General features: G+C 64.1%; 7 protein-coding genes and 2 pseudogenes. 4 read left to right on the top strand and 5 right to left on the bottom strand.

Annotation, left to right across the window (positions count from 1 at the left end):
- Positions 1-258, top strand: a pseudogene (locus V8324_RS20605) (hypothetical protein); the annotation flags it as partial.
- A gap of 143 nt (positions 259-401) precedes the next feature.
- Here V8324_RS20605 and V8324_RS20600 read toward each other — a convergent pair.
- Complete coding sequence (locus V8324_RS20600; protein ID WP_336421773.1) at positions 402-1187, bottom strand: MBL fold metallo-hydrolase; 786 nt, start codon at positions 1185-1187, stop codon at positions 402-404.
- Between the two features lie 130 nt (positions 1188-1317).
- Positions 1318-3165: an ABC-F family ATP-binding cassette domain-containing protein gene (locus V8324_RS20595; protein ID WP_336421772.1), complete on the bottom strand. Its 1848-nt coding sequence runs from the start codon at positions 3163-3165 to the stop codon at positions 1318-1320.
- 234 nt (positions 3166-3399) lie between these two features.
- On the opposite strand from V8324_RS20595, the gene V8324_RS20590 reads away from it, so the two are divergent.
- From V8324_RS20590 to V8324_RS20580, 3 genes are all read left to right on the top strand, one after another.
- The gene (locus V8324_RS20590; RefSeq protein ID WP_336421771.1) at positions 3400-3888 is read left to right on the top strand and encodes a PRC-barrel domain-containing protein; all 489 of its coding nucleotides are present in this window, start codon (positions 3400-3402) and stop codon (positions 3886-3888) included.
- Between the two features lie 168 nt (positions 3889-4056).
- Complete coding sequence (gene ndk / locus V8324_RS20585) at positions 4057-4479, top strand: nucleoside-diphosphate kinase (RefSeq protein WP_336421770.1); 423 nt, start codon at positions 4057-4059, stop codon at positions 4477-4479.
- 257 nt (positions 4480-4736) lie between these two features.
- Complete coding sequence (locus tag V8324_RS20580) at positions 4737-5327, top strand: YceI family protein (protein ID WP_336421769.1); 591 nt, start codon at positions 4737-4739, stop codon at positions 5325-5327.
- 171 nt (positions 5328-5498) lie between these two features.
- Here V8324_RS20580 and V8324_RS20575 read toward each other — a convergent pair whose 3' ends face one another.
- The 3 genes and pseudogenes from V8324_RS20575 to V8324_RS20565 form a co-directional block, all read right to left on the bottom strand.
- On the bottom strand, positions 5499-6710 hold the full coding sequence (locus tag V8324_RS20575; protein WP_336421768.1) for a DegT/DnrJ/EryC1/StrS family aminotransferase: 1212 nt from the start codon (positions 6708-6710) through the stop codon (positions 5499-5501).
- A 131-nt stretch (positions 6711-6841) separates the two neighbouring features.
- The gene (locus tag V8324_RS20570) at positions 6842-7462 is read right to left on the bottom strand and encodes a rhomboid family intramembrane serine protease (RefSeq protein ID WP_336421767.1); all 621 of its coding nucleotides are present in this window, start codon (positions 7460-7462) and stop codon (positions 6842-6844) included.
- A gap of 229 nt (positions 7463-7691) precedes the next feature.
- Positions 7692-7793, bottom strand: a pseudogene (locus tag V8324_RS20565) (IS5/IS1182 family transposase); the annotation flags it as partial.
- Positions 7794-8120: the final 327 nt, after the last annotated feature.

Raw genomic sequence — 8120 nt, 5'->3', positions numbered from 1 at the left:
GCTGCATCAAGCGGTACATCGTGCGCGAAATATACCGCGCCCTGTGCGCCCCAGCGGCCCGGGCACCCGCCGCTTGACAAACATAGGAGCATCAATGCCCTCGCTGAAACGATCAACGGACTCTGCAAAACCGAGCTCGTCCATCGCCAGGGCCCGTGGCGCAACATGCAGGATCTGAAAATGGCTACACTCGGCTGGGTCGATTGGTTCAACAACAGACGCCTGCTTGGCCCAATCGGGAACATCCCGGCAGCCTAGGCTGAGGCGCACTTCCTTGCACAGCGCGACCTTCTGATATGGTCAAGTGAAATGAAGCTTTTGGGCTCCGGTAAGACCGGGGCGTTTCACTCCCCACCGCCAGACACGTGGTCATGTAATCATCATGCCGAAGGGGCTGATCATCAGCCGAGGGTGCCGTTGTACCAGTCGTGCAGGGTCACCTTGGTCACAACACCCGCGCCCTCCAGGAGGCGCGCGAATTCCTGCGGATCCTGGGTGCCGCCGTCGCGGCCGCGGTAGTGATAGGGAATGACGCTGGCCGGTGCGAAATCGGCGACGGCGTCGGCCGCCTGTTCCGCGGCCATCGTGAACGGCAGGTTCATGCAGACCAGGGACAGGTCGATGTTTTTGAGCGACCGCATCTCTGGGATGCCTTCGGTGTCGCCCGAGATGTAGACGCGGCTGCCGCCGATGGTCAGGACGAACCCGAGATCGCCGCGGGCCTTGGGGTGAAAATCCATGCGGCCCTCGGTGATGTTGTAGGCGGGGATGGCCTCTATCCCGAGCCCAATCATCGTCTTCGTCCCGCCCGGCGCGATGACCTGAGTGCGGGGCTGCATGGCGTCGGGCATCAGGCCCTTCACGTCGGCATTCGTCAGGATCGGCGCCTCGGCCAGCGTGGCCAGAAGATCGGCGTCGTAATGGTCGCCGTGACGGTGGGTGATCAGGATGAGGTCGGGACCCGGCAGCCGGTCATGTTGCGCGGAGTCGCCCACCGGGTCGACATGGACCACGCCCAAAGGCGTCTCCATCACGAAGGAGGCGTGCGAGACGGGATGGATGACGATGCTGCCATCGGCTAGGCTGAGGCTTGCGCCCTGCGAGGCAGCAAAGCCGAGCGATGGCAGAACGGTGACGGCGCCAGCGGCAGCGGCGGCGCTGATGACGAAGTTGCGTCTTGTCGGCATGGTGCACTCCCTTCCTGTTGATCGGCGCCGGGATGGTTCGGCACGCTCGGACGGGAGCATAGGGCAGGGAGCCGGCGAGACAAAGCAAATTGCGCCCGGCCAGTTCGGGCGGTGCCTTCCGGAAGGGGTGCTAGCGTTCCGCCGCGTCGAGCTTTTCCTGCGCCTCGAGCCACAGCTTTTCGGCGAGGGCCAGCCCGTCCTTGATCTCGGCATATTTCTTTTGCCATTCGGTCACGCCATGCACGTCGTTGTAGATCGTGGGATCGGCCAGTTTGGCGGCGACCTTCGATTCCATTTCCGACAGCTTTTCAACGCGCTGCTCGCATTTCTTCACATCATGCCTTAACTGCAGGATGACGTCACGCGAGGGGCGCCTGGGCTTTTCGACGCGTGGCTTGCGCGCCGGTTTCTGGGCGTCGTCGCCGCGCAGCAGCATCGTGCGATAGCTTTCGAGATCGCCCTCGTAGGGGGCGACGGTGCCCTTGTTGACCAGCCACAGACGGTCGGCCACGAGGCCGAGCAGGTGCATGTCGTGGCTGACGAGGATGATCGCGCCGGTATAGGCGGTCAGCGCCTCCACGAGCGACTCGCGGCTTTCGATGTCGAGATGGTTGGTCGGCTCGTCGAGGATCAGCATGTGCGGCGCATCGAGCGTGGCCAGCATCAGCGACAGCCGCGCCTTCTGCCCGCCCGAGAGCTTCGCGACGGTGGTGTCGGCCTGTTCCGCGCCGATGCCGAAGCCGCCCAGCCGGGCGCGCAGTTTCGCCGGCGCCTCGCCGGGGCGCAGGCGCTTTATGTGATCAAGCGGCGTCTCGTCGCGGTGCAGTTCCTCGACCTGGTGCTGGGCGAAGTAGCCGACGCGCAGCTTCGAGGCCTTGTGCGTCTGCCCGTCGATCAGTTGAAGCTTGTCCGCGAAGAGCTTGGACAGGGTCGATTTTCCCTCGCCGTTGCGACCCAGGAGCGCGATGCGGTCGTCCTGGTCGATGCGCAGGTTGAGATTGCGCAGCACCGGCACGCCGTCATAGCCGACAGAGCCGTTCTCGATCCGCAGGATGGGGGGCGACAGTTCCTCGGGGGCGGGAAAGCTGAAGCGCTTGAGCGCGGCCTCCTGCGGGCGGGTGATCGGCTGCATCTTCGCCAGCGCCTTGATCCGGGACTGCGCCTGACGGGCCTTGTCGGCCTTGGCGCGGAAGCGGTCGACATAGGATTGCAGATGCGCACGGCGCTGTTCCTGCTTTTTCGCCTCGGATTCGGCGGCGGCGATGCGGGCCGCGCGAGTCTGCGCGAAGCGGTCGTAATTGCCGGAGTAGAGCGTCAGCTTGCGGTCCTCGAGATGCAGGATGGCGCCCACCGCGCGGTTGAGAAGCCCGCGATCGTGGCTGACGATCAGCACCGTGTGGGGATAGCGCGCGAGGTAGGATTCGAGCCACAGCGCGCCTTCGAGGTCGAGATAATTCGTCGGCTCGTCGAGCAGCAGCAGGTCGGGCTGCGCAAAAAGCACGCCGGCCAGCGCCACGCGCATCCGCCAGCCGCCCGAGAAGGCCGAGCAGGGCATGCGCTGCTGTTCGTCGTCGAAGCCCAGCCCCTTGAGGATCGACGCGGCGCGCGCCTCGGCGGACCACGCGTCGATATCGGCGAGCCGGGTCTGGATCTCGGCGATGCGGGTGCCGTCCGAGGCGGTGCCCGATTCGCGCATCAGTTCGGTGCGTTCGGTATCGTAGCCCAGCACGGTGTCGAGCAGCGAGACTTCGTTTCCCGGCACTTCCTGCGCGACGCCGCCGATGCGCGCGCGCTGGGGCAGGGTGATGCTGCCGGTATCCAGCGTCAGTTCGCCCCGGATGAGGCGGAAGAGCGTGGTCTTGCCGGTGCCGTTGCGCCCGACGATGCCGACCTTGTGCCCGTCGGGGATCGAGACCGAGGCGTGATCGAGAAGCGTGTGGCCGGCCACCGCATAGCTGATGTCGTCGATGTGTAACATGGGCGCCGCATGCCGCATGCGCGCGGCGGCGTCAATCACAAGCACCACCCGGGCGCCGCGGAAGAACCGCGATGCCGCGGGGCAGGGGGCAGTCTGTCGGATTCCGTACAGTGTCTTGTGATCCGTCCGCGGCCTCTACAACTAAAGACGTACGTGGCGGAGGGTCCGCACCCTCCGCGCCCATCGCGGCCCGGAACACCGGGACCGCGTGGACGACACCGAAAGGAGGATATCATGACCAACAAGATACTGACCACGGTCGCGACCGCCGCACTCGTCGCCGGCCCCGCGCTGGCGCAGGATGTCATCGTGTCGCAGCAAGGACAGGACGAGCTTCGCGGCGAGTGGATCCTGGGCAGCGAGGTGCAATCCTCCGAAGGCGAGGATATCGGCGCGATCGAGGATCTCATCATCAGCGACGAGGGCGAGATCAACGCCGCCATCGTCTCTGTCGGCGGGTTTCTGGGCTTCGGCGCCAAGAATATCGCGGTGGATTGGTCCGAGTTGCAGATCGAGCATGACGGCACGCAGATGGAACTCGCCCTGACCCGCGCAGAAGCCGAGGAGGCCGAGGATTACGTCTATCGGCAGCGTGAAACCCCCGAGTCCGCAGGCGGGAGCGGCACTGACACAGGGACAGGGACCGGTACAGGGACCGGTACAGGTGCCGGCACTGGCGCTGGCACTGGTGCCGCCACCGGGACTGGCACCGGCGGCAACTGATAACGCCTAGCCTTGCGCAATACGTGATCGGCCCCCGGATGCGCCCCATCCGGGGGGCCACTGTTCGCCTTGGCGCTTTTCAATCCGTGCCTTGCGTGCTAGCTGCGCCGCAATCGAGGCGGCACCCGGTCCGGGTGGGCCTATTTCACCTGGAAAACGAGGACAAACATGGCTGTTGAACGCACGCTGAGCATCATCAAACCCGACGCGACCAAGCGCAACCTGACCGGCAAGATCAATGCCAAGCTGGAAGACGCGGGCCTGCGCATCGTCGCGCAGAAGCGCATCCAGCTGACCCCGGCGCAGGCCGGCGTGTTCTATGCCGTCCACAAGGAGCGTCCGTTCTACGGCGAGCTGTGCGATTTCATGGCCAGCGCGCCGGTCGTGGTGCAGGTCCTCGAAGGCGAGGGGGCGATCGCGAAGAACCGCGAGGTGATGGGCGCCACCAATCCCGCCGAGGCCGCCGCCGGAACGATCCGTGCCGAGTACGCGCAATCCATCGGCGAGAACGCGGTGCACGGATCCGACGCGCCCGAGACTGCCGCGGTGGAAATCGGCTACTTCTTCTCGGGGCTGGAACTGGTCGGCTGAGCCGTCCGCGCAACCCCGTATCGCAGACGCCAAGCCGCATGCCCCAAAGTGGGTGTGCGGTTTTTTTTGGCATGTGTTGCATTCACGAGACTGACGCTACGTCATCGTTCCTTCGCATTACGCCCGGACTTGCCATACAACCTTAAGGTGTGTTCATTCCCTCACACACCGTGTTTGAAACTGCGGATTTGCCGGCGGCACCGAGTATGAAGTAAACCGAAATTGTTACCTTTAACATGACCTGGAAAGGGAAAAGGATGAAACAATACGTCACCGCTGCCGCGCTTTTCATGGGCGGGGCCATCATTGGCGCGTCCGGCGCCATGGCCGAACCGGAAGCCTACACGCTCGATTCCAGCCACAGCCAGGTGATTTTCTCGTACAATCACTTCGGGTTCTCGACGACCTACGGGATGTTCTCGGGGTTCGAGGGCGAGATCATGTTCGACGAGGAAGATCCCGCGAATTCGTCGGTCGACGTGTCGATGCCGCTGATGTCGATGTTCACGGGCTGGGAAAAGCGCGAAGAGCATTTCATGTCGGAGGATTTCTTCGACGCGTCCGAAGGCGACATGATCACCTTCACCTCGACAAATATCGAGGTGACCGGCGAGGATACCGCCAACATCACCGGCGACCTGACCATGAACGGCGTCACGCAATCGGTGACGCTGGAGACGACGCTGAACAAGCAGGTCGACGCACACCCGATGGAGAACAAGCCATGGCTGGGCTTTGATGCCGCCACAACGCTGCTTCGGTCGGATTTCAACGTGGGCAACTTCGCACCAATGGTCAGCGACGAGGTTGAGGTGATGATCTCTCTCGAGGCCGGCAAGGCGGAGTGAACGCAATAACAAACGAATTTCGCGTCACGGGTTCGGTAACGAGTGACTTCGTGCGCTAGGCACGTTTGCGCAGGGCTGTTGGGTCTGACGCAGGGTAACGAGTGGATCTGCGTAAGGTGACGTGAATCGGGCCGTCTGCCATCTGCAGGCGGCCCGTCATTTTCCGCCGTGTCAGGTGCCGTAGGCGCGGCGCGGGGTCATTACATCCTCGACCGCCGCGATCAGCGCGTCGGCGATGAAATCATGCTCTGCCTTGGTCAGGCGGGCGGGCAGGCGGACATCGCAGGCGCGCATCAGCATGGCGCGGGTGCGCGGCAGGTCCGGCGTCTCGCCGGGCAGGAACCGCCAGTTCCAGAAGGCGCGCGCGTTGTCGGCACTGAGGCCGAAGACCTGCACCTTGATGCCACGCGCTCCCGCAGCCTCGGCAAAGGCGCGGGTCTGGGCGTCGTCCAGACCTTCGAGGTTGAACTGGATCGAACCAGGCGCGCGGCGTTCCTCGGGCAGGGGGTCCGGCACCGACAGCCACGCGCATGTATTCAGCCGGGCCGCGACATGATCGTGCCCCGCGCGCCCGTCGCGCACGCGGCGCGCGACCTCGGGCAGTTGCGGGCGGATGATCGCCGCCGACAGGTTGTTCAGGCGCAGATTGTAAAGCGGCAGCCGGTTCTGCCAGCGGGCAAAAGCGGCTTCGAGTCCCGCGTCGGGCGTGCCCAGGTGCTTGGCCCAGTTATTCTCGTATGCGCCCGACATGATCACGGCGCGGGCGATCAGGTCGGCGTCGCCGCTGACGATGATCCCGCCTTCGCCGGCGTTGATTAGCTTGTAGGACTGGAAGCTGAAACAGCCCGTACGCCCCAGCGTGCCGATATTGCGGCCGCGCCAGGTGGTGCCGAGGCTATGCGCCGCATCCTCGATCACGGGCACGCCGCGCGCGTCGCAGAGCGCCATGATCCGGTCCATGTCCGAGGTGTGGCCGCGCATGTGGCTGACGATCACCGCCGCGATGTCGTCGTCCAGACGGGCCTGGAAATCGTCGATGTCGATGCGGTAATCCGCGCCGACCTCGCACAGCACCGGCACGCAATCGGCATGCACCACCGAGGAGGGCACCGCGGCGAAGGTGAAACCGGGAATGAGCACCCGCGAATCGCGCGGCAGGTCCAGTGCCTTCAGCGACAGGAACAGCGCCGCCGAGCACGACGAGACCGCGAGCGCGTAGCGCGACCCAAGCAGGTCGGCGAATTCACGCTCCAGCAGCGTGACGGGGGCGTTTTCCGGAGCGGTGTAGCGAAAAAGATCGCCCGATTGCAGCATCCGGTCGATTTCCGCGCGCGCGGCCTCGGGGATCGGCTCTGCGTCGTAGACGTTGGGGGCAGGCGTCATGTTCGGATTTCCTGAAGTTGAGTTTCGGATTTCTCGAACATATACGCCTGAATTATGACAGATTGTCAAAGGAAACGCCGCCCGTGGACGCGACCGGTGCGGGGTCCGGAAAACGCGGGGCCGGGTGCCGCCTAGAGGCGACGCCCGAGGACGAAGCCCGCAAGCCAGCCGCCCAGATGCGCCTGCCACGCCAGACCGCCGCCCAGCAGCACGAAGAACACCACGTTGGCGAGCACCAGCCCCAGAATGGCGACGATCACCGGCCGCACGGTCGCGCCGGCGGCGCGACGCGCGCCGTAATCCCAGGCCTGCCAGACGCCGATCAGCCCGAAGACAGCGCCCGAAGCGCCGATCATCGGCGCGTTGCCCGAAGACAGAAGCCAGAAGGCGAGCCCGCCGCCAATTGCCGAAAGAAAGAGCACCAGAAGCGTGCGCTGGTTGCCGATCCGGCCCGCGACGAACTTGCCCAGGGCCAGCAGGACGACCGCGTTGAAGGCCAGATGCATGATCCCGCCATGCAGGAAGGCATGGGTGATGAACATCAGGACCGTCTGACCGGGATAGAGCGAGCCCATGCCGCCCGAAAGCATCGGCTGCCAGAACGCGCCGATGGCATAGGCCGGCCAGCGCCAGTTCGAGGCGCCGATGACGCCCGCCTCAGACAGCCCGAGAAGAAGCTCGATCGCGGCCATCACCCCGACGAGCCCCCAGAGAAACACCGGCGCACCGTGCTCGGGCGTCCGGGGATGCAAGTGATATCCGCGTGGCATACGATCTGTCATGCGCAGCGTATATACCTTCGCGCCGGGGCTGAAAACGGGGCATGATGGGCTGGCCCGAAGATATTGTCGTAAGGCGCATTACAAGTGAAAAGCGTCACTAAAAGCTGTTTGAGCGGTAATTGTTAAGACTCGGGCTCTGTTGCACAAATCGGGTGATGGTCGAGGTTACCTCTTCCATGTTCTTCCATGTAAAGACTTGTCCGACAGCTTCCGTGACCGGGATGCCAAGCGCGGTGCAGCCGTTCAGGAGGGCGATGCGGACCTGAAGCTCGGCGACCTGACGGTCGAAGTCCCTTGCCATGAACCACGAGAGTGTCAGGTCTTCCGTGTATGATCGATCCGGGCCATGCTTCACCACAAGGAAGTATCCGTCTTCCGTAATGGGGCGTATTCTGTTAAGCAGTTTCCGGGGCCAACTTGCGATCAGCTTTGACGAGCGCATTTGCCATTTTGATTAGCTTGCGCATCACGGCGACGAGGGCGACCTTGGCGGGCTTCCAGGCGGCACGCATGCTGTCATATTTGGCCTTGAAGTGTCAATGTGCATTCAAAACTGACCCGGTGTGATCATCCAAAAATGACCCACCCCGGAGGTGGCAAAGCCCACAGGCGAGCGGCCACCAAATAG

This window comes from Roseovarius sp. D22-M7, from assembly GCF_037083785.1.
Classification (GTDB): domain Bacteria; phylum Pseudomonadota; class Alphaproteobacteria; order Rhodobacterales; family Rhodobacteraceae; genus Roseovarius.
Note: the sequence above shows the minus strand (reverse complement) of the source record. Positions and strands in the feature narration are given on the sequence as shown.